Here is a 21,636-nt window from a genome sequence, read left to right as displayed (position 1 = left end):
TGTTATGAGCAGGATTGAAATGGCGATGGAAAAGGCCTCTCTGCTGAGGGAGGGGATTCAGGAACCCTTGATGCCGGAGCCCGCAGAACCGGTGCAAAGGGGAGAGCATCGGGCACCTCTCTTTATAGCGCCGGTCCAAAAGCTCAATCCCCGGAACCCCTTTCTGGTCAACCTGCACGACCCTCACTCCCCGACCGCCGAGGAGTACCGAAAGCTGAAGTCCACGCTGGTGAAGATGACCAAAGGGGACCGCTTCAGGAATGCGGTGATGGTGACCAGCTCGGTCCCGAACGAGGGAAAGAGCCTGACCTCGCTGAACCTGGCCATGAGTCTGGCGCAGGAACTCGATCACACCGTACTCCTGATCGATGCCGATCTGCGCCGCCCCTCTTTGCACCGGTACCTGGAGGTGGAACAGGGAGCAGGGCTTGCCGACGTTTTGCTCGGCGAGGCAGAGATAGGCGAGACTATCGTCCCAACCGGCATCGGGAAACTTTCGGTAATGAGGGCAGGACGCCAGGTGGACAATCCCGCCGAGCTCTTCTCATCGGACAGGATGAAACAGCTGGTACACGAGATGAAGCATCGCTACCCCGACCGCTACCTCATCTTCGATACCCCGCCGGTACTGCCCTTCGCGGAAACACGCTCCCTCGGCAATCTCGTTGACGGAGTCCTCTTCGTTGTCATGGAGCGCTTGGCCTCCCAGGCAAACATCCAGGACGCCGTGGAATCCTTGAAGGGGTGCTCCATTTTCGGCCTGGTGTACAACGCCGCCTCGTTCGGGGGCAATGACGATCGCTACTCTTACTACCGCAAATACGAGAAACCGGGGAAAGCGTAGGCAAGATCTAACTCCTGTTTCATGGTCTTCTCCTTGACCTCCGTGTCTCCGTGGCTAATGGTTTTGTCTTTTGATGCAATGAAGTTTTGAATTTGGGGGGACTCTGTGTACGAGTCGTTTTTCAATCTCAGGAAAAAGCCGTTCGAGCTGGTCCCCGATCCGGACTTCATCTATCTGAGTCGTTCGCACAAGAAGGCACTCACCTACCTCGACTACGGCATCAGGGAGCGGGCCGGGTTCATTCTCCTCACGGGAGAAGTCGGCTCAGGAAAAACCACCCTGATCCGCGACCTGCTGAAAAAGAAGTACGACAGGGTAGTGCTGGCAAAGGTGTTCAATACGCGCGTCAGCTCCGAACAACTCCTCGCCATGATCAACGACGATTTCGGATTGCCCGTGGCGGGGAAAGACAAGATCTCCCTGATGCGGGAGCTGAACGATTTCCTCCTCGAGCAGTACGCACAGGGGAAGCATCCGATCCTGATCATAGACGAGGCCCAGAATCTTGCCGGCGATCTCCTCGAGGAGATCAGGATGCTGTCCAACCTCGAAAGCTCCCACGCCAAGCTCCTGCAGATCATGCTGGTGGGGCAGCCCGAGCTGCGCAGCACGCTCGGCACCTCGGAGCTGTTGCAGCTTCGCCAGAGGATCAGCATCAACTGCCACCTTAAGGCCCTCAGCCGGGAGGAGACAGCCGAGTACATCCTGCACCGGATGGAGGTGGCCGGCAACGCCACTGCCGTTCAATTTTCCGAGGAGACCCTCGACGTGATTCACGGGTGCAGCCGGGGGATCCCGCGTCTTATCAACATCATCTGTGACTTCCTGATGCTCTCAGCATTCGCGGAGGAGACCAGGTCGGTCCCGCTCGAAATGGTGCGCGACATCATCGGCGACCTCGATTTCGAGAACCACTACTGGGGAGGCGCTCCCGTCGAGCAGGCAGGGAAGGACGGCGGTGTAGCAATCGTCAAGGCCGAGCCTTCTTCCGAGCTTGTGGTCGACCTGGCACAGCGGCTCGACACGATGGAGAGAGAGTTCACCCTGAACGTCCCGGCTGCGCTGAAGGAGATCTCCGACAGTCTCGCGCTCCTTCAGGAGGAGTTCAGGACGCGAATCGGTAAATGGGAAACGATGGTGAACGATCTCAGCGGAATTCCTGCCGCCGTTCCGTCCGTCACGACTGCAGGAGCAGGAGGGTTTGTACGACGCCTCTTTGGCGGTGTCGACTCTCAGGGAACGTGAACACGGAGCAGCCCCCACATAACCGCTTCATCTGTCTCGCGACACTTGTGCTGGCAACTTTCGCCGGGGGGAGGGTTGAGGCAGGTGAACTGCAGCTGAGGCCTTCGATCTCGGTAGGCGAGGAATACACGGACAACATCAGGGAAACCGCCGACGGGAGAAAGACTGAATACACCACCCGCGTCCGGCCCAGCGCAGTCCTTGGCTACCGGGCGAAGTGGTTCGATCTTGATACCACCTACGGCTTCGATTACCGCCACTATGCCAGAGGGACCCGTGGCGATGAAGAGATCCATAACGTCGACCTGAAAGCGACGGCCCAGCTCGTTGAAAACTTCATATTTCTCGATCTGACCGATGCCCTGCACCGGACGACAGTGAACGTGGCCCGCGACGTGGAAACGGAAAGCCTGGTGGCAGCTCAGACCACCAGGAACATCGCCTCTGTCGTGCCCTTTCTCCTCTGGCACCCGACCGACAAGGCCATGCTGAAAACCGGCTATCGCTATGATGACACCCGCTACTGGGAGGGGAGTGGCATCGATAAACGTGAAAACGGCGCCTTCGCGGAGCTGGCTCATCAAGTGAGCGAGAGGTTCAGCATTTCAGGCGGATACACCTTTGCCCGTGGCGAAACGTCGACATTAGACTATGACCGGCACGACGTAATCGGCGGCTTCAAGTACAGCTACGCCGACAACTGTTTCCTGTTCGGCAGCGTCGGCAACAGCTGGCAGAGCTTTTCGAGAGGTACCAGGACCAGTTACCTGCTGTGGGATGTCGGGATCAGTCATGACTTCCGTTTTCTCCAGGCGCTGCTAGAGACCAAAGTCCAAGACGTCCAGGACCCGTTGACCGTCTCGACCAGGCAGGTGACCTATACCGGTCGCCTCGACAAGCCCTTCGCCCGCGGCGCCTTCGGCCTGAGCAGCACCTATGCCGAGTACTTCGTCACACAAACAGGTGACCTCGAGCATCGTCGGCTGAGCGTGACCGGAACCGGGCGCTACGACATCATGCCACGGCTTTCAGTGTCAGCCTCGGTGACAGCCGATCGTTTCAGTCACACACAGGTTGATGACTATCCGTACCGCCTGACCGCAAGCGGTGCGGTCAACTACGGTTTTTATAACGATTACACCGCGCTGTTGCTCTCCTATACCTACCGAAACGATCGTCACTCGTTCGACAGCACAGGCGGCGATAAGGTGACGAACCGGGTGCTGCTGGAGATCAAAACCGGGTTGTGAAGGCGGAAAAGGCCTCATCGAATCGACGAGACATTTCTGACGGGACCAAGGCATGAAAACCATTTCTTTCATCATCTTGAGCTGGAACTCCGAATCGTATCTCGAGCCTTGCCTGTCTTCTCTGGTGAATAGATGCACAGAGGAGGGTATCACCTACGAGGCGATCATTATCGACAACGGTTCGGTTGACGGTTCGGTCGCCCTGCTTAGGCGTTTCGAGGAGCGCTATCCCGGATGCTTCAAGCTCATCATCCTGGACCGAAACAGAGGAACCACCTACACGCGCAACCTGGGGCTGAATCTGGCACAGGGCGAATACCTTTGCATACTCGACTCCGACACTGAGCTTCACAACGGCAGTTTGAGCGAAGTCCTTGACCTGCTGAACACCCGGCAGCGGGTCGGCATGATAGCTCCACAACTCATCCTTCCCGATGGCAGCGTGCAAAACTCGGTAAAACGCTTTCCTACCCTTTGGCACAAGATCATCAAGATACCGCGGATCCTCTTCGGAATCCGTACCTGGAACGCTGACTTCTACCAAAATTTCCCTTTTGAAGGAGAACGGCAGGTCGATTCGGCAATCTCGGCCTGTTGGATCTTCAGGCGGGAGTTGCTGAACAAGGTGGGTTACCTGGACGAGAAGATCTTGTATTCGCCCGAGGATCTGGACTATAGCCACAGGATCAGGAAGGCGGGATTCACCATCTTGTATTATACCCCGCTGAAACTTCTGCACCACACCCAGCAGATCAGTCACCGAAAGCCCTTTTCCAAGGTCTCCCGCAGCCATTTCAGCGGCCTGATCTACTACTACCGGAAGCACGGAGGCTGGTTGCTCCGGCCGAGCTTCAACGACCAGGTAGAGTGATTCGGGATAGAAGAAAGGTCGCAGACCTTGGGCTTCCCCAGCCATACTTTCCGAAAGGACCGTGCCCGTGAACGCTACTGCTTTAATTCTGAAGATCAGACGCAGGGAGACCCCGTTCTACGACAGGCTATATCTGTTCCTCAAGCGGCTGCAGGCCTTCAACTTTCCGGTTATCAGGCCCCTTCATAGTCTTCTCTACTCCGAGTACCGGATGCGGAGGACGCTGTGGCGCCGGTTATGGCAGTTCATGTACTACGAGCCTCTTTTCAAGAGCCGCTGCGAAGAGGTAGGCAAGGGGCTGAACCTGGCGGGAGGTATCCCTCTGGTTCAGGGAAACCTGCACATGGTCCTGGGCGACAACGTTTCGCTCCATGGGAAATCGACCTTCACCGGCGCCAAGGTCTTCCAGCAGCCCACGCTGCGAGTCGGCAACAACACGGTGCTTGGGTATCAACTGCAGATCACCGTGGGATGCGATGTCACTATCGGCAACAATGTCATGATTGCCGGAGGGGTCTCCATCTTCAGCTACGACCAGCACCGCTCCAATCCGGCTGAGCGTCATCTGCCGCCTCCGCCGGAAAGCAGCAAACCGATCGTCATCGAGGACAACGTCTGGATCGCGGAGAAGTGCCTGATCATGAAGGGGGTGGTGATCGGCAGGAATTCCATCGTGGCCGGCGGAAGCGTGGTGACCCAGCGGGTGCCTCCCGACTCGCTGGTGATCGGCAACCCGGCCCGCATTTTCCCGCTAATATACTGACCCGCCCCGTCGTCAGGATGACATCCCCTTTCGGCGACCCTTGGCCACCGGCTCCGTGCCGGAAGTCCGGGCCCAGGGTGTAGAGGCGGCCCATACTCAGGCAGCAAGTCAAGGAGGCAGACTGTGACGACTTTGCAAAGGCTCAATTCGGTGTTCTGCGAGGTGTTCGATGACGACGGCCTCAATCTCACGCCGCAGATGACGGCAAACGACGTGGACGGGTGGGACTCACTCTCTCACGTCAACCTGATCGTGGCGATCGAGGCCACCTTCGGCATCAAATTCAGCCAGAAGGAACTCCTGGCCCTTAAGATGGTGGGGGACTTGCTCGCCTGCGTGGAGAAGAAGATCCAGCACTAACTGCTGCCGTTGAATGAATCGGTTGAGAGAACACCTGTGTCTGGGGACGGGAAAACGGTGGGCACTTCTGTAGGAACACGCCCAGTCTGGGCGGAGCGAGCACTCTTAACATGGTCGAGGAAGTTACCAAATACCTGTACGAACCAAACCTCGTGATGGAACTGGCCATCCTGCTGGCGATGGTCTGCTCCTTCGCCAAGCCGAGGTACTTCACGGCGCTGATGGCCGCGCTGTTGCTGATGCGGCCCAACGAGAGGTTCGAGTGTGTCGTGTCCTATCCGAAGCTGATCTTTCCGGTGCTGGCGCTGTCTCTGCTGCTCTTCTCCTCGAAAGAGGAGAGACGGACGCAGGTGCTCGCGGATAAACCGCTTTTGTACTTCATGCTCTTCATCATGGTGCAGACGGCGATATTCCATCCGCAGGACCTCTCTCGCAACGCGTCTTTTTTGGCCGTTGGCTTCTTTTTGTACTGCACCCTGCTCGTCTTCTGCTCGGACTCGGCTGGGGCGGCTGCGCAAAGCCTTGCCGTGGTCGCGAGCCTCCTGTTCGTATGCGGCGAACCTCTGTACTACCACTACACCGAGGCTGCAGGAAGCCCCGCCTGGAATTTCTTTCATGTCACCCAGGCCGGCAGGCTGCAGGCCTGGGGCAACTGGAAGAATGCCAACGAGACGGCCTTCCTTGCCTGCATAGGCATCGCCAACGTCCTTTTTCTATGCGTCAGGTACCGCAGGACCTTGCTCTACCTGGCCGGCTCGCTGCTGATACCGTTTTTCACCCTGGTCATCTTCCTGACCGGGTCCAGGGCGGGGCTTGCCTCGCTGGTGCTCCTCTTCCTGCCGCTCTTGATGCTGCTGGACATAAAGGGCGTCAGAGTCGTTCTGGCTGCCGGCCTCGTGGTGGCGATGCTGGTGTCGGGCAGCTACGCGCCCCAGCGGCTTGACACCGAGGCCTCGACGGCGGACCGGCTGGACCTCAGGCATGGCGGTATGATGCTCTTCAAGGAGTATCCGCTGGTAGGGGTCGGATTCCAGCGGGCCAGGTACGAATTCGGCGGACAGCCGCTGCACAACACCTACCTGCAGACCCTGGTAGAAACGGGGCTGCTCGGAGCCCCGTTTCTCTTCTACTATCTCTTCAGGATCGGCAGGCAGGCCTGGCGCAGGATGCTGGATAACAAGAAGGGGGGACTTTCCAACGCCAACCTGGCCGTTGCCGGCGGCATCTACTGCAGTTCCCTGTTCTACTACATGTGGGCCAACCAGTTGCTGTCTTTGCTCTTCTTCTTGACCATGGCGCAGGTGAGCGTCGCCCTGCGGCTGGCGGGAAAGGAGGTCGCGGGGGAGTGCAGCAAATCCGCCATGGAGATCCCTTTGCCGGCAGTCGCTGGGGGATGCATCACAGAGGGTAGCGGTGTCCGATACTCAGGTTAAAAACAGCATTTTTCTCATGGCCGGCAGGGCGATCGTCCTTGCGGTCTCGGTGATCACGCCGGTAGTGCTGGTCAGGTGCTTCTCCGTGGGCGAATACGGACAGTACCGGCAGGCCATGCTCATCATCACCACCGCCGGCTCCATCATCTCGCTCGGCATGCCTAACAGCCTGTACTATTTCTTCCCGCACTTCCCGTCCGAGAAGGGGAGCTACCTATCGCGTACCATCGTGGTCACTTTCCTCTCTGGTTTGCTTTTTTGCCTGCTGATGTGGGCCGGCGCCGGTGAAATCGCCATTTTTTTCAGGGACCCGCGCTACCTGGAGACGAGTCTCCTCGTCGGCATGACCACCTTTATGTTCGCCTTCTCTTCGCTGCTGGACACGGCGCTCCTGGCCGACGGGGAGGTGAAGCTTTCGGCGAAGATCATGAGCGGCGGTAAGATTTTGCAGGCCCCGGTGCTGATCGCCTGCGCTCTGACCGGCGGGGTCTACCTGCTGCTGGTGGGCTTCCTGTGCTCGCTGGTTTGCAAGTCTCTCGTGTCGCTTGTGATTTTCAGGAAGAGGTATCGAATTTCGCTGCGGGGGCTGAAACTGGCGGACTCCTTGCCGCACCTAAGCTATGCCGTCCCCTTGGGGATGGGAGGCATCTTCGCCATGCTGTCGGAGTCGGCCGACAAGTTCATGGTCTCCCACCTCCTGGGAGAGAAGGCATTCGCCCTATACTCCACGGGGTGTTACGAACTCCCTTTCATCATCGTCATCTTCGGCTCGATAGGAGACGTGATGCTGCCGGTAGTGGTAAGGCTGAAAAGCATGCAACAGAACGAGGCGGTGGCCCAGGCCTGGCACAAGGCCATAGAACAGTCGATGCTGATCGGCATACCCGTTTTCGTCTTCTTCTTCGCCTATGCCGGCGAGTTCATCACCACCGTTTTCACCGCCAAGTACCTCGAGGCCGTACCGATCTTCAGGGTGTCGTTGATCACCGTCCTGCTCGAATCGTTGCGCTACGGCATGATCACCAGGGCGTACGCGCGCACAGGCTTCATGCTGGTGGCGTCCATGGTCGCCTTCTGCCTGATGCTGGTCGCCTCGTACTTCGGGATCAGGCACTTCGGCATGATGGGGGCCATCGTCTCCTTCGTTTCCGCGAGATGCCTCATCGTCGGCTCCGAGATCGCCTATTCGAAGTACATCCTTTCGCTCAGGTGGCGCCGCTTGCTCCCCTTCGGCTACATGGCCAGGATCCTCGGGATATCCCTGTCGTGCCTGCTGCTGCCACTTGCCTTGCGGAGCTTCTACGTATCCGGCAGCGATCTGCTACAGCTTTGCTACCTGATGGCTTTCTCGTTCTCCTCATTCGCCTATCTCACCAACATCACGGGTTTTTGGAGCGCCGAGGTCCTGCCGGTGCCGCTTCCGGTAAAGAGATGGCTGCAGTACCTATTTCCCGGGAAGCGTGGCGACGTCTCGGCCTGACCTATTCGGCAGCGGAATTAAAGAGGCATCAATAGATGAGAAAGCTGTATCTGCAAAACTGGGCCGGGACCTACCTCAAGGAGGAACTCTGCAGGCCGTTCAGAAAGAGGGAGGGGGGGGCGCGGCACGTCATCTTCCAGTTCGTGGACCACTTCGAGCTGGCCGGGAAGGAGCCCCGGCTGTCGCAATGGATGTCGAGGTACCCGGATCTGGCAGGGCGGCATCGGGATGCCGACGGCGAGTCTCCCAAGCACACCTGGTTCTATGCGCTCGACCTCATGCGCGAGGAGGAGCTTGACTCCCTGAGAGAGTTGGTGACCGCCGGGTTGGGGGAGGTCGAACTGCACTGGCATCACGGTCATGATACCCAAGAGACCTTCCTGGCCAAGCTATGCTCGGGACTTGCCGTCTTCCAGAAGTTCGGATTCATGCGTCCCATAGCCCCGGGGACGGAGGGGTGCTTCGCTTTCATCCACGGCAACTGGTCCTTGAACAACTCCCGCGGGGACAGCCTCTGTGGCATCGACAACGAGATCGAACTCCTCAAGAGCGCCGGTTGCTACGGGGACTTCACCTTTCCCGCGCTGCACTGCGAGGCGCAGCCGAACCTCATCAACTCCATCTATTATGCGGACTTCAAAAGGGGCAAGCCGGGATACTTCAGCGGCCGCAGGGCGGAGGTGGGTATCCGGGAGACGGAAAAGGAGTTCATGATCTTCCCCGGCCCCCTGACGGTGAACTGGAGGGACTGGCGCTTCAAGTGGCACCCGACCATAGAGAACGGAGAGATCGGCGCTAGTCGCACCCACTGTGACTCCAGGCGCATCGACGCCTGGATCCAGGCCGGCATCCACGTCAAGGGACGTCCGGAGTGGATCTTCGTCAAGGTCTTCTGCCACGGCGGGCAGGACCACAGTCACGTGCTGGACCAGGAAACGGACCGGATGCTCGGCTACCTGGAAGAAAGGTACAACGACGGCAGCGAGTACCTGCTGCACTACGTGACCTCCCGCGAGGCCTACAATATAGTGAAGGCAGCCGAGGACGGCAAGACCGGAGATCCTCATCAGTACAGGGATTACCTGATCCCCCATCCCTTCAAGAGGTGATCTGGCTGCCCCGGTGTTCCGCTAATTATGGCCGCTACCTTTAAGTGCGGGCAGGACAGAAGACAGAATCGGTTGTACGGGTAGGGGAGGGAATGGCACATCCCTCGACAAGCTAAAGTGAGTACGGCCATGCTGGAGTTGGCGAAGCGGACGCCGCAGCCATGGCCCGCTGCCTAGCGGCCATGCTAAAGGCCGTTCGGGTCGTTGCAGGGGCCGTCGCCGGAGAAGAGAGCCTGCCGTCAGGTGCTGACGGCTCTTCAAGAGAGGTTTCACAATGTGCGGGATTTTCGGAATTGCCTACTGCGATGCTTCACGCCGGGTCGACGAACGGATGGTGGCTGAATCGACCGACCTGATGGCGCACCGCGGCCCAGATGACGGCGGTTATTGGGCCGGCGGCAACGTGGGGCTTGGGCACCGGCGCCTTAGCATCATAGACCTCTCTCCGTCCGGTCATCAGCCGATGTTCAACCAAAGCGGCTCCATCGCGCTGGTCTACAACGGGGAGATCTACAACTTCCCGCAGATCCGCGCGGAGCTGATCGAAAGGGGACACGCCTTCAAGAGCCGCAGCGATACCGAGGTCATCATCCACGCATACGAGGAGTGGGGCTTCGACTGCCTGCACAGGTTCAACGGCATGTTCGCCTTTGCCATTTGGGACTCGCGCAGTTCCACCCTGTGGCTGGTGCGTGACAGGCTGGGCGTGAAGCCTCTGTACTACTACTTTGACGGAAAGGTGCTGTTATTTTCTTCGGAGGTCAAGCCGCTGCTGGCCACGGGGCTGGTGCGAGCCGAACTCAATCCGGAAGTTATCGACGCCTACCTGAGCGTCGGCTACGTCCCCGCGCCCCAGACCATGTTCAAGGGGATCTGTAAGCTGAGGCCCGGCCATTTCCTGACTCTGAGGGACGGCGGGCTGGTGGAGAAGGAGTACTGGGATTTCGCCTCGGTGGAGGCTTCCGAATGGGGAGCCGCCGAAAGCCTGCAGCGCCTGGAGGCGCTCCTGCTCGACAGCGTCAGCAAGAGGCTCATCAGCGACGTGCCTGTCGGCGTCTTCCTGAGCGGCGGGCTCGATTCGAGCCTGGTTGTCTCCCTGGTGAGCGGGCTGAGCGAAGCCTCGGTCAACACCTACACCGTCGGATACGACTCCGGGCTCAGCGAGGCCGGCTACGCGGAGCTGGTTGCCGGCAGGTTAGGCACCCGGCACCGCATGTTCAAGTTGCGGCCGGAGGATTTCTTCTCGTCGCTGGCCACCATGGTCGGCTTCTGCGAGGAGCCCGTGGTGGAGCCCGCCGCCATTGCCCTTTACCACATCTCCCGCCTTGCCAGAGAAACCGCCACGGTCCTTCTCTCCGGTGAAGGGAGCGACGAGCTCTTTGCCGGCTATTACCTCTACCACCTGATGGCGCAGATCGAGCGGGCGCAAGGGCTGCTGCCAAGGGCGCTGCCACAGGCTCTGGCCCGCATCGCCCACCCCTATTGCAAGCTCAAGCATCTGAAGTACCTCGACTGGCTCTCGACCCCCCTGCAGAAGAGCTACCAGGGAACCTCGAGCTACCTCACGGAGAGCGTTAAGAAGAAGCTGTACGCCCCCGAGTTGCTAGCCGGAAAGGGGAGGTACTTGGAGGAGACTTTCAGCTACCATTTCGACCGTGTAAAGCACATGCCCGACAGCGTCAACAAGATGCTCTACGTCGACACCAAGACCTGGCTGGTCGACGACCTCCTCCTGAAGGCGGACAAGATGACCATGGCGGCCTCTGTGGAGCTCAGGGTCCCCTTTCTGGACTACCGTCTGGTCGAATTTGCCATGTCGCTACCCTCGTCTCTGAAGCTGCAAAACGGCTGCGGGAAACGCATCCTGAAGAATCTCGCCCGGCAACGGGTGCCGGACGAGATCGTGGACAGGAAGAAGATGGGTTTCCCGGTCCCTATCGACGAGTGGTTCGGGGCCGGGCTCTTTCCCGCCATCAGCGACAGGATAGCGAAGTCGGATCTGCTGTCGTTTTTGAATCCCCGATCCGTGCAACGCTTGCTAAGCAGGCATCAAAGCGGCGCGGAGGAAAACGGCAAGCTGATCATGTCGCTGCTGGTGCTGGACGTCTGGAAGGAGACCTTCCTAGCCGGGGCGCACCAGGGCGGAGTCTCGCCATGAAAAAAGTGGTGATCGTCTCTTACAACTTTCCTCCGGTAGGGGGCGCGGGGGTGCAGAGGCCCGTCAAGTTCGTGAAGTACCTACGCCGGTATGGCTGGGAACCGGTGGTGCTCACAGTCGCCAATCCTTCCGTCCCGGTCTTCGATCACGGCCTGCTGCGCGACATCCCGCCCGGCGTGGCGGTGCACGGCGCCCGCAGCTTCGAGCCCTCCTACGCTCGAAAGCGGGAGTTCGATTCCTCTGGGGCGACCTTCGTGTCCCGGGTGAAGCAGGCGGTGAAACGGGTGGCGGCCAACTTCCTGCTCCCCGACCTGCAGGTCCTCTGGTGGCCGGGACTCGTCATCGGGCTGGTGCGGGTGATGATGTCGCACCGCCCCAAGATCATCTTCGTAAGCGCCCCGCCTTTTTCCTCCTTCTTGCCGGTGGTTTTCCTGGGGAGGATGATGCGGGTCCCGGTAGTGCTGGACTACCGCGATGAATGGTCCTTTTCGCGGGAGCACTGGGAGAATTCGACCAAGCACGGCATGGCCAGTAGGCTCGACTCCCTGATGGAGCGCTACGCCGTCTCAAGGTGCGCGGCCTTCACCGCCGCCAACCGAAGTTACGTGTCTGCCATCTCCGCAAACTATGCCGGTGCCGCCACCGGCAAGGGATTCGTGGTGACTAACGGCTTCGACGAGGACGACTTTGCTCCCAGGCCAAAGCACCTCGCCCCCTCGGACCGGGGAAAGATCAAGATCGTCTACGCGGGGACGGTCTGGAAGGCAACCTCTCTGGCCAGTTTCCTGGCGGCATTGCGGCAACTCATGGCGAATGACACGGCCATGCGGGAAGTCCTGAGCGTGAGGATATTCGGCAGGGTGGTGGACGCCGAGCTTCCACACCTCGAGGACGAGGGGGTGGCAGGAGTGGTGCAGAGGCACGGCTACCTGCCGCACACGGAGCTCATGGGTGAAATCTGGAACGCCGACGTGCTGCTCCTCACCCTGAGCGACCTGCCGGGGGCGGGGAAGATCATCACCGGCAAGGCCTTCGAGTACATGGCCTCAGGGAAACAGATCCTCGCGCTGGTGCCCGAGGGCGAGACGAGGGATCTGTTAGCGACCAACTACAACAAGCTCTCCGTCGTTCCTGCCGAGGACCTTGATGGCATCCGCCGCGCATTACGGCAGATCGTGGCGGAGATAGGGAACATCAGGATGACCCCCGGCAACGACGTCTCGCACTTTTCCCGCAAGGCTTTGGCCGGAGAGCTCGCTGCGGTCTTCGACAAGGTGGTGGGACAATGAGCGAGACCTGTCGCGTCATGCACGTGGTGGAAAGTCTGGATGTGGGAGGCATGGAAAACGGAGTGGTGAACATAGCGAACCTCATCGACAAGGAGCGCTTCACCTTGTTCGTGTGCTGCCTGTCGCACCCCGGGAGCCTCACTGCGAGGATTCGGGACAACGGAGTCGAGGTGGAAGTCCTCCACTGGCGCGGGGGCTTCAGCCTTTCGCTCTTCTTCAAGCTGGCGAGGGTTTTCAGGGCGTGCAAGGTGGACGTCGTGCACACCCACGGATGGTTGACTCTCCTTTACGCGTCCATCGCCTCGGTCCTGGCCAGGGTGCCTTGGCTGATCAATGGCGAGCACGGTACCTTTCACCTCGACAACATGAGAAGAAGGGCGGCTTACCGCTTGCTCTCGCTTCTGGTCGACCGGTATGTGGTGGTGTCGCACTCGCTGGAAGACGAGGTAAAGAAGATCTTACGGGGGCTGCGACCGAGGGTGGTCTCGATTCCCAACGGGGTCGACCTGCGGAAATTTTCTCCGGCCGGCGGGGGAGAGGTCGACGCAATCAGAAGGGAAGTAGGCATTCCCCCCTCCGCCTGCGTGATAGGGAGCGTGGGGCGGCTGGAGTTGGTGAAGAACTACGAGATGCTGCTGCACGTCTTTTGCCGGCTCTCGGGAGATCACCCTGAGCTGCACTGCGTGCTGGTAGGGGACGGCTCCCGGATGGAAAGCCTGCAGACCCTGGCCAGAGAGCTGGGGATAGCGGAAAGGGTGCACTTCACGGGCAAAACCGACAAGCCCCATAAGATGATGTGCGCACTCGACATCTTCCTCTCCACCTCCTTTAGCGAAGGGATGTCCAACACCATCCTGGAAGCCATGGCCTGCGCAAAGCCGGTCGTCGCCACCGAGGTAGGGGACAGCGGCAAGCTGATAAAGGGGGGGGAGAACGGATTCCTGGTGCCGTCCGGCGACAGCCGGGCGCTGGAGGAGGCGCTCATGCCCCTGATAGCGGACCGCGAGCTGCGCCGGCGGCTCGGCGCTCGCTCCAGAGAGCTTGCCGAGCAGGGATACGACATCAGCAAGATGATCGACGTCTATCAGGCCGTATACCTGGAAGCGACAGGCAAGGCAGGGAGATCATATGGTCTATGAAAAGATCGCCAAACACATATTGCTGCCCTTATATCTGCGAAAGACAGGGAACCGGACCCTGGAAAGGCTGTCGTGCCTGGAGAAAAGCCAGTATCTGAGCCCGGATGCCATCCGCGAGAGGCAGTTCGAGGCCCTGAAGAAACTGCTGGAGCACTGCTACCGCAATGTCCCCTTCTACCGGGAAAGGTTCGACTCTGTCGGCTTCGATCCCGCTAGGTTCCGCGATTTCAGTGAACTTGGCGTCATCCCCTATCTCACCAAGGCGGAGTTGCAGAAGAACCTGCACCGGCTGGTAGCCTCCAACTTCCGCAAGGAAGAGCTGGTCCTCGACGCTTCGGGAGGGTCGACCGGGAAACCGACCAACTTTTACAAAGACAGGGGCCGCTTTCTGGACAGCCGGGCGGACCAGATCCGGCATGACAGATGGTGCGGGTGGGACTTGGGGGAGAAATGCGTCAAGCTGTGGGGGGCACAAAGAGAGTTCGACAGCCAGATCTCCAGGAAGTATCAGCTGGTGGAAAGGTACGTGCACCGCATTTACGGCTTCAACGCCTTCGACATCTCTGAAGAGAAGGTGCATAACTACCTGACCGCACTCGGTACCATCCAACCGACCATGATTCTCGCCTACGCCAACGTGGCTTCCCTTTTCGCCAAGGTCATCAGCGGCAACAACCTGGACATAAGCGGCCTGCGCCTCAAAGGGATGATCTGTTCGGCTGAGACGCTGACCGAGGGAAAACGTGGCGACATCGAGTCCGCCTTCCGCTGCAAGGTGCTGAACCGCTACGGATCTAGGGAAGTGGGACTGGTTGCAAGCGAGTGCCTGCAGCAAGAAGGGCTGCATGTCAACGCCGACAGCGTGTACCTGGAAATCGAGAAGGGGGGCGTGGCTACCTCGCCTGGCGAGCTGGGTGAAATCATCGTCACCGATCTTTGGAACTACGGAATGCCCTTCATCCGTTACCAGATGGGTGACGTCGGCGCCAGGAGTCTCCACCCCTGCAGCTGCGGCCGCGGCCTCCCCACCATTTCGGACGTCACTGGCCGGGTCAGCGACTTCTTCGTAGATGCCAAGGGTGGCCTCGTGCACGGCGAATACTTCACTCACCTCTTTTACGGAGTGGAAGGCATCGAGCAATTCCAGCTGGTGCAGGAAACCCGCGACCGCCTCTTTCTCAAAATCGTCCCCGGCAGCGGCTTCGTCCCCGCCTCGCTGGGCCCCATCCTCGACAAGATCAGGCTGTGCCTTGGGGCCGATGTCGCCGTTGCTGTTGAGTATTGCACCTCATCACTGGTCGAGGCGTCGGGAAAGTTCAGGTTCACCATTTCCAACGTCGCCAACGGATACTTCAACGACCGGGGTTAACTGTCCATCGCGCCTGCACCTGAAAATGGAGGCCCCGGAGAAAAGGTATTATGAAAGTAATCTCCATATGCCACATGTTTCCGAACGTGGTGCGACCACACTTGGGCATCTTTGTAAAAGAAAGACTGCTGCGTGTGGCAAAAAGAATCGATCTGACCATGGTCGCACCGGTCCCCTCGTTTCCTTTCCTGGAGAAGACCGCTAAATATGCGGGCTACCAACGGATAAGAGCGCATGATCACTCCGGCGAGATGAAGGTTCTGCATCCCCGCTATTTCATGATCCCCAAATATTTCAAGTTCATGGACGCCCGCTTTTATGAACGCTCCTTGAGAAGCTTCGTAGCGGAGCTCCTGCAAGAAAACGGCGCCGAACTCCTGGACGTGCACTGGGTCTATCCTGACGGGCTGGCGGCTTTGGAGTGGGGGCAAAGGTTCGGTAGGAAGGTGGTTGTCACCGTACGGGGCAACGAGGCGCTCCACTACTACCAGGACGGCCCTATACGGAAGATGATTGTTGAGAAGATGAAACTCTTCGATCACGTCATTTCGGTGAGCGAGGATCTCAAGGAAAAGATGATCAGGGAATACGGCGTGCATCCTGAAAAGGTAACGGTGATACACAACGGCGTCGATAAAATCAAGTTCAAGCCGATGGACAAGGTGCAGGCTAGGAGCCGGTGCGGCTTGAGTGAAAACTGCCGATACATCCTCGCCATCAGCAGGCTTTCCAGCGAGAAGGGCTTGGAATACCTCATGGAGTCGATGAGCTTGCTCAAGAGGGAAGACGCGAAGCTGGCCTTGATAGGTGACGGGCCTCTTTACGGCACCTTGAACGGGTATGTGAAGGAGAACAGTCTAGCTGACAAGGTCCGCTTCGTCGGCTCCATACCTCATAACGATTTGGCCACCTGGTACAATGCCGCCGACGTTTTCTGTCTGCCATCTCTTTGGGAAGGATGTCCCAACGTGGTCATCGAAGCTCTTGCCTGTGGCACACCGGTCGTTTCGTCGAGGGTCGGCTCCGTCCCTCACTTCGTCACCGGTGATTGCGGCGTCACAGTACCTCGCTCAGACGCGCAGTCACTGGCTGAAGCACTGGACCGCGTCATGAGTCTCACCTGGGACCAGAAGTCGATTTCGCAAACCTCGTCGCTTCAAGAGTGGGGCGAAGTAGCCGACGAGGTGATAGACGTTTTTCACAAAGTTGCTGTCAAAAAAGAGTGCTAATGCCGGGGGAACCTTCTACAGGTCTTGGAAGTTGCCTTAGATGGGGCAACACATCCCGAATCCGCTTTTACCGTTACATGTATCGAAAGTGAGGGGGAAATGACTGACATTACTTTGAGGTTCAAGCGTGCCGTGAAAGGTTGCATCATAAAGAGCCGTGTGCTAAGGCTGGCAAGGCATATGTCAGAGCCATCTGTAACAGTACTTCGTTATCACTCCGTTCAGGAAAGTCCCGAAAAAAATCAGGCGCTGATCAACACCAGCATAGTCCATTCACTGTCGGTATTCAGCAGACAGATGGAGCATATCGCCAGGCGGTTTACTCCGATAAGCCTGGATCACATGTTGCTGGCGCTGGAAGAGAAGAATCCGTTCCCGAAGAACGCTGTAGCGGTAACATTTGATGACGGATTTGCCGATAATCTTGAGGTTGCCGGTCCGGTACTTAAACGCTATGCGATACCGGCTACCTTCTATGTGACTGTGAATTCGATAGTGACGAGGGATCTCCCCTGGTTTTGCAGAATTCGCCACGCATTCGTCAAGACGCGCAAGAAGTCGTGGTTCGACCCGCACCAGGGGACGGACAGAAGCATGGCCTCTCCGGAGGAAAAACATGCGGTATTCAGGGTGGTTGCCAACCGTTGCGCGGCTCTGAGCCATTACGAGCAGCAGAAGCTCGTAAAAGTCATAGAGGATGACTTCGACGTCGAGTCGCCCTCCGCACCTCACTTGATGATGAACTGGGACCAGGTCAGGAATCTGCACAAGGATGGGCACATCATCGGTTCACACACCATGTCCCATCCTAACCTAGCGCACATAGATGATGACCAGCAACAGTTGGAACTCGTCAAATCGAAACAGATTCTGGAGCGCGAACTGGGTGTCCGTTGCCATCACTTCTCATATCCACATCCCACCCTGAACCCGCACTGGACTGACCAGACCATTGCCAGGACAAAACAGGCCGGCTACAAGATGGCGACCACAACTTCGTACGGCACCGTTCGCAGGGGAGACGATCCTCTGGCAATCAAACGAATGGCAGTGCCTAAGAATATGGTCGATTTCTCATACAATCTCGAATGCGCGAGCTTCAGGAAATGAGCGAAGCCGGCTCAAAGGACAGTGAGATGCCTTACTCCGCTCACAGATACTACTTCATGGACGCCATGAGAGGTATCCTGATGACACTGGGCGTCGTACTCCACTCCGCATTGGTGTACGATCCGCACGGCGGCTGGATCATCCACAGTCCAGTCGGGAGCCACTTTTCCTCATGGCTTGTAACTGTCATCCACACCTTCAGGATCCCTGCCTTCTTCATGGTTTCCGGATTCTTTTGCCTCAGATCCTTGAACAAGTACGGGGTAGCCCGTTTTTTAAAACTGCGTGGCGAAAGGATCCTCGTGCCCTTATTGGTGACGGCCGCGACCATCAACTGCCTCCAGGCGTATCTTCTCGATCTCACCGGTTGGCGCCCACTCGATTGGAAGGAGTTCGTGGGGAACGGGAAATGGGTGGAGCACCTTTGGTTCTTGACCTACCTTCTGGTTTTCTACCTGATCATGTGTCTCTGGAAAGGGTGGTTGCAACTTCCCGCACGCTTCGTCTCCTTTCTGGGTGGCCGTCTGGACAAGGCGAATATATTGTCGATTCTGTTCCTGTTGCCGCTGTCATATTTGATGCTCCTTGCGGCCGGCAAGGTGATGCCGCAGCTTTATGACTCACCGCTGGGGCTATTTTCGCTGTTCGATCTTCTCTTCTATTTCCAGTTCTTTGCCTTTGGTGCCTGTCTGGGGTGGAGATCCCGGCTCCTTGCTAATTTTTCCGGCTGCAACGTTCTTGCGGTTGCCGCAGCGTTGTCCGCTGCCCTAGTGATTGGTTCGTTGTCCTCTGATGAAGGCACCACAGCAGCCCTGCTGATCCACAGGTACACCAACCTTTTGACCACCTGGCTTTCCTGTTCCCTGTGCTTCTCCTTCTTCATGGCGGTCGCCAATAAGCCTTCCACCGTCATGTCATTTTTTGCCAATGCCTCCTACTCCATTTACCTCTTTCATCATATTCTGGTCATAGCCTTGGGAATGCTCTTCATCCGCTGGGGAATAGGGGCGCAACTCGGCCTTCCTCTGATGATCATTACCGTCTTCAGTGCGAGCGCATGCATCCATCTATTCATTGTGTCAAGATCGGACCTGCTTTCCTATCTCTTTAATGGCAAAAGAAAAGCCCTGACCGGCATCCAAACCGTACAGGTTTCTGTCAAACCACAAACAGGACCGCAACCTGAAACAGCAAGGAGCTTGTTATGATAGTGTTCAACAGAAAACTATATAACATAGGACATGTGTGGTTCGACGACTGTAAGGATCTCTCGGGAGTGGACATCGTCAAGCATAGGCAGAGTGCTGCCCCCCCGGAGGGGGTAAAGTATGCCAGCATGACCACGATAAAGATCGATCTGAGGCCCGATCTTGACGATATCGCCGCCGGTTTCAAAAAGAACACCAGGTACGAAATTCGTCGTGCAGAAACTAGTGATGAGCTAGACTTTGTATGGATGAGACATCCGAACCTCAAGGAGATCGAAGAATTCTGCAAGTATTACAATGGATTTGCTGCGGCGAAAGGGTTGGACGAGCTCTCCTGCGAGTACCTGACGCGCCTGTCGAGCGCCGGGAAGTTATCATTTTCCATGGCTGCCAAAAACGGCAGCATGTTGGTCTGGCACGTCTATTACCTGGGGAGAACAACAGCACGACTCCTGTATTCGGCTTCCCATTTCCGGATCGAAGACGAAGCGGCAAAGAGAAGTCTCGTGGGACGTGCGAACAGATGGCTTCACTGGAAAGACATGGCCTGCCTTAAAGAGAGCGGCTTTCACTTTTATGACTTCGGCGGCTGGTACTCCGGACAAAGCGATCAGGCTCGACTGCAGATCAACAAGTTCAAGGAGGAATTCGGACGCAACGTGATCACCGAGTACGACTATGACCTTCCCGTCACCTGGAAAGGGAAGATGGTGATGGCGTTGAAAAGCATTGCCGGGAAGGGCTGATCCTGAAGGAGAGAACGTGAGCCATGGTCCTGTCATTGAGGGAGATGAGGTATGAAGTTGCTCCTTTGGGTCAGCTTGCTTCTCTGCTGGTGCGGCATCCATCCTGCGCATTCAGCCACATTTTATGTCGATGCCTCTGCTCCGACTGACAGCGGGGCCGGGACGCGGGAGAGTCCCAAAAAGTACATCGCTTCCGGCATCGCTCTCATGTCCTCGGGAGATACCCTGATATTGGAGGACGGGATCTACACCGGTACATCCAACATGATAGGGCTAGTACCCCCGCGCCGTTTTCCGCCAGCGGGGACGGCTGAACATTACACGGTCATAAAAGCCCGCAGTGTCGGCGGAGCAATAATAGATGCCGAATACTCCGATATCCCGTTCACCAATGCCAATCAAGCCAATCCCGTAGCCGCTTATCTGGCTATCGACGGCATCCATTTTCGACGCGGCAACGCAGGTGTCTTCCAGATCAAGGGTAGGTACCACAAGGTCACCAACTGCGGTTTCGAGGATGGACAGTCCCCAACCGACCACAGGCAGTTTCCCATCGCCGACATCATCGGCAGTGCATCCTCCTACGTCCTTTTCGAGGACTGCTGGGCCTGGGGCAAGGGGCGTTATGGGATTTACTTTGGCGGATCCTCACCCGGCGTGGACCATTCGATATTTAGACGTGTGGTGGTACGTCAGGATGACGCTGCGACTGGGCCGGTCAGCGGCATCATGTTCTACAACGGGCACGATAATGCCTGTCAAAACTGCATCATCATCGATTGCACCGACACCAGTACCAGCGAACACTACGGCGCTTTCGCGGCTACAGCCAACTACCCTTTGACAGGTCCCACTACGCTGAACCATCAGGTTGTAGGTTCCATCGCACTCAACAATGCGAAGCTGAACGGTTACCAGCCGCAGTACAACATCGGGACCTTTACCCTTAAAGACACAGTTCTTTGGGGTAACGGTAAGAGCGGGATAGAGACCGGAGCGAATACGATAGGAATCACCTCTGCAGATCAACTTACCATTGGTGCAAATACCGTCGACGGCATCAGCAGCAACCCTACTTATACCAAGAGTTTTATCGACGTTAAGGATACCCTTGCTGTCAAAAACGGCAGATACGGTTTGCGTTATGCCAGGACAGCTAACCGTGTTATCAGTTACGGCAACCGGTCAGGCGAAGCGTTAGGCACCAAGATAACCAGTGGATCGACATCCGATCCTTTCCCCGCCCTGAAATACCTGCCACGAATCGAGAATTCTTCAGGTAGTAAGGGAGCCGGAGCAAATGTCCTCTACCAGATTGGCACCACTGGAGCGCTTTACGGGGATGCTGGCTGGAACGAGGTCACCGCCAAACCTCTGTGGCCGCTTCCCAACGAGGCGATGTGGGCGGCCAAGATGAAAGGATATACGGCTTCCGGGCCGGGCGGCAACCGTGGATTCGCCGCGGTAAACACTCCCACCCCACTTACCGATTACGTTTGGGGGTATATCGGTAACACCGTTCCTCCCTTCAACGTAAAAGCTGTCGCGGTCGGCAAGGGGGTCGAAGTGAGTTGGGATGCCGCCCGCGCCAATGCCAACCTCAGCGGTTACAAAATATATGTCGGAACCTCCTCGCGAACCTACCGCCTCGCAGGATATAAAGGGGGGCGCCGAGTCGGAAAGGCCACTTCGGAGGTTCTCGACCTCCCCGCCGGCCGGACCTATTTTATCTCTGTCACCGCACTCGACAAAGTGAAAGGGGAGAGCGGGTACTCTTACGAGGTAGTTACCGACACATCCCGGCGGTAGTCAGCCAATCTCCTCACAGGGTTATGCGTCTTGGCCTCCGACAGGGACAACTCCGGCAAACACTCTCCCAGCGCCACCCTTCACCTGCAGATCAAAACTCACCTAAGTTCGTGATGATTTACTACGGACGGAGCTCTCACCGCCTTTAAACCACTCCTTTTTCTGCCCACGGGTCCCCTTTTACATCACGCTGGCCGCGCGCCGTTACTCCCTTCATCACCAGT

General features: G+C 57.7%; 18 protein-coding genes. All 18 read left to right on the top strand.

The features are described 5' to 3' along the window. Nucleotides 1-4: 4 nt before the first annotated feature. A complete protein-coding gene (locus AC11W3_RS13015) occupies nt 5-844 on the top strand; it encodes an XrtA-associated tyrosine autokinase (RefSeq protein ID WP_484090543.1) in 840 nt (279 codons plus the stop codon). Nucleotides 845-949: 105 nt separating this feature from the next. After that, nucleotides 950-2,089, top strand: coding sequence for an XrtA/PEP-CTERM system-associated ATPase (locus AC11W3_RS13010; RefSeq protein WP_484093128.1), 1,140 nt, complete (start codon nt 950-952; stop codon nt 2,087-2,089). A gap of 47 nt (nt 2,090-2,136) precedes the next feature. After that, nucleotides 2,137-3,339, top strand: a complete 1,203-nt coding sequence (locus AC11W3_RS13005; protein ID WP_484093127.1) for a TIGR03016 family PEP-CTERM system-associated outer membrane protein — start codon at nt 2,137-2,139, stop codon at nt 3,337-3,339. A 52-nt stretch (nt 3,340-3,391) separates the two neighbouring features. Then, nucleotides 3,392-4,210: a glycosyltransferase family 2 protein gene (locus AC11W3_RS13000; protein WP_484090546.1), complete on the top strand. Its 819-nt coding sequence runs from the start codon at nt 3,392-3,394 to the stop codon at nt 4,208-4,210. Nucleotides 4,211-4,277: 67 nt separating this feature from the next. Continuing rightward, nucleotides 4,278-4,973 (top strand): acyltransferase, encoded by a 696-nt coding sequence (locus AC11W3_RS12995; protein ID WP_484090547.1) that lies wholly within the window; start codon nt 4,278-4,280, stop codon nt 4,971-4,973. A gap of 123 nt (nt 4,974-5,096) precedes the next feature. After that, the gene (locus tag AC11W3_RS12990) at nt 5,097-5,333 is read left to right on the top strand and encodes an acyl carrier protein (protein WP_484090548.1); all 237 of its coding nucleotides are present in this window, start codon (nt 5,097-5,099) and stop codon (nt 5,331-5,333) included. A gap of 110 nt (nt 5,334-5,443) precedes the next feature. Next, nucleotides 5,444-6,766, top strand: a complete 1,323-nt coding sequence (locus AC11W3_RS12985) for an O-antigen ligase family protein (RefSeq protein ID WP_484090549.1) — start codon at nt 5,444-5,446, stop codon at nt 6,764-6,766. Further along, nucleotides 6,747-8,246 (top strand): lipopolysaccharide biosynthesis protein, encoded by a 1,500-nt coding sequence (locus AC11W3_RS12980; RefSeq protein WP_484090550.1) that lies wholly within the window; start codon nt 6,747-6,749, stop codon nt 8,244-8,246. The genes AC11W3_RS12985 and AC11W3_RS12980 overlap by 20 nt, the downstream gene beginning before the upstream one ends. A 35-nt stretch (nt 8,247-8,281) precedes the next feature. Next, entirely contained in the window at nt 8,282-9,355 is a 1,074-nt protein-coding gene (locus tag AC11W3_RS12975) for a hypothetical protein (protein ID WP_484090551.1), read from the top strand. A 274-nt stretch (nt 9,356-9,629) separates the two neighbouring features. Continuing rightward, nucleotides 9,630-11,513, top strand: coding sequence for an asparagine synthase (glutamine-hydrolyzing) (gene asnB / locus AC11W3_RS12970; protein WP_484090552.1), 1,884 nt, complete (start codon nt 9,630-9,632; stop codon nt 11,511-11,513). Then, nucleotides 11,510-12,802, top strand: coding sequence for a glycosyltransferase family protein (locus AC11W3_RS12965; protein WP_484090553.1), 1,293 nt, complete (start codon nt 11,510-11,512; stop codon nt 12,800-12,802). The genes asnB and AC11W3_RS12965 overlap by 4 nt, the downstream gene beginning before the upstream one ends. Continuing rightward, nucleotides 12,799-13,941: a glycosyltransferase gene (locus AC11W3_RS12960; RefSeq protein WP_484090554.1), complete on the top strand. Its 1,143-nt coding sequence runs from the start codon at nt 12,799-12,801 to the stop codon at nt 13,939-13,941. The genes AC11W3_RS12965 and AC11W3_RS12960 overlap by 4 nt, the downstream gene beginning before the upstream one ends. After that, the gene (locus tag AC11W3_RS12955) at nt 13,931-15,310 is read left to right on the top strand and encodes a phenylacetate--CoA ligase family protein (protein ID WP_484090555.1); all 1,380 of its coding nucleotides are present in this window, start codon (nt 13,931-13,933) and stop codon (nt 15,308-15,310) included. The genes AC11W3_RS12960 and AC11W3_RS12955 overlap by 11 nt, the downstream gene beginning before the upstream one ends. Nucleotides 15,311-15,444: 134 nt before the next feature. After that, nucleotides 15,445-16,539: a glycosyltransferase gene (locus tag AC11W3_RS12950; RefSeq protein ID WP_484090556.1), complete on the top strand. Its 1,095-nt coding sequence runs from the start codon at nt 15,445-15,447 to the stop codon at nt 16,537-16,539. A gap of 99 nt (nt 16,540-16,638) precedes the next feature. After that, complete coding sequence (locus tag AC11W3_RS12945) at nt 16,639-17,649, top strand: polysaccharide deacetylase family protein (RefSeq protein ID WP_484090557.1); 1,011 nt, start codon at nt 16,639-16,641, stop codon at nt 17,647-17,649. Then, a complete protein-coding gene (locus tag AC11W3_RS12940) occupies nt 17,628-18,857 on the top strand; it encodes an acyltransferase family protein (protein WP_484093126.1) in 1,230 nt (409 codons plus the stop codon). The genes AC11W3_RS12945 and AC11W3_RS12940 overlap by 22 nt, the downstream gene beginning before the upstream one ends. Continuing rightward, complete coding sequence (locus AC11W3_RS12935; protein WP_484090559.1) at nt 18,854-19,603, top strand: hypothetical protein; 750 nt, start codon at nt 18,854-18,856, stop codon at nt 19,601-19,603. The genes AC11W3_RS12940 and AC11W3_RS12935 overlap by 4 nt, the downstream gene beginning before the upstream one ends. 51 nt (nt 19,604-19,654) lie before the next feature. Next, nucleotides 19,655-21,412 carry a fibronectin type III domain-containing protein gene (locus AC11W3_RS12930; protein WP_484090560.1) on the top strand — a complete coding sequence of 586 codons (1,758 nt, stop codon included), beginning with the start codon at nt 19,655-19,657 and terminating at the stop codon, nt 21,410-21,412. Nucleotides 21,413-21,636: the final 224 nt, after the last annotated feature.

Source organism: Geomonas sp. (genome assembly GCF_056994735.1).
Note: the sequence above shows the minus strand (reverse complement) of the source record. Positions and strands in the feature narration are given on the sequence as shown.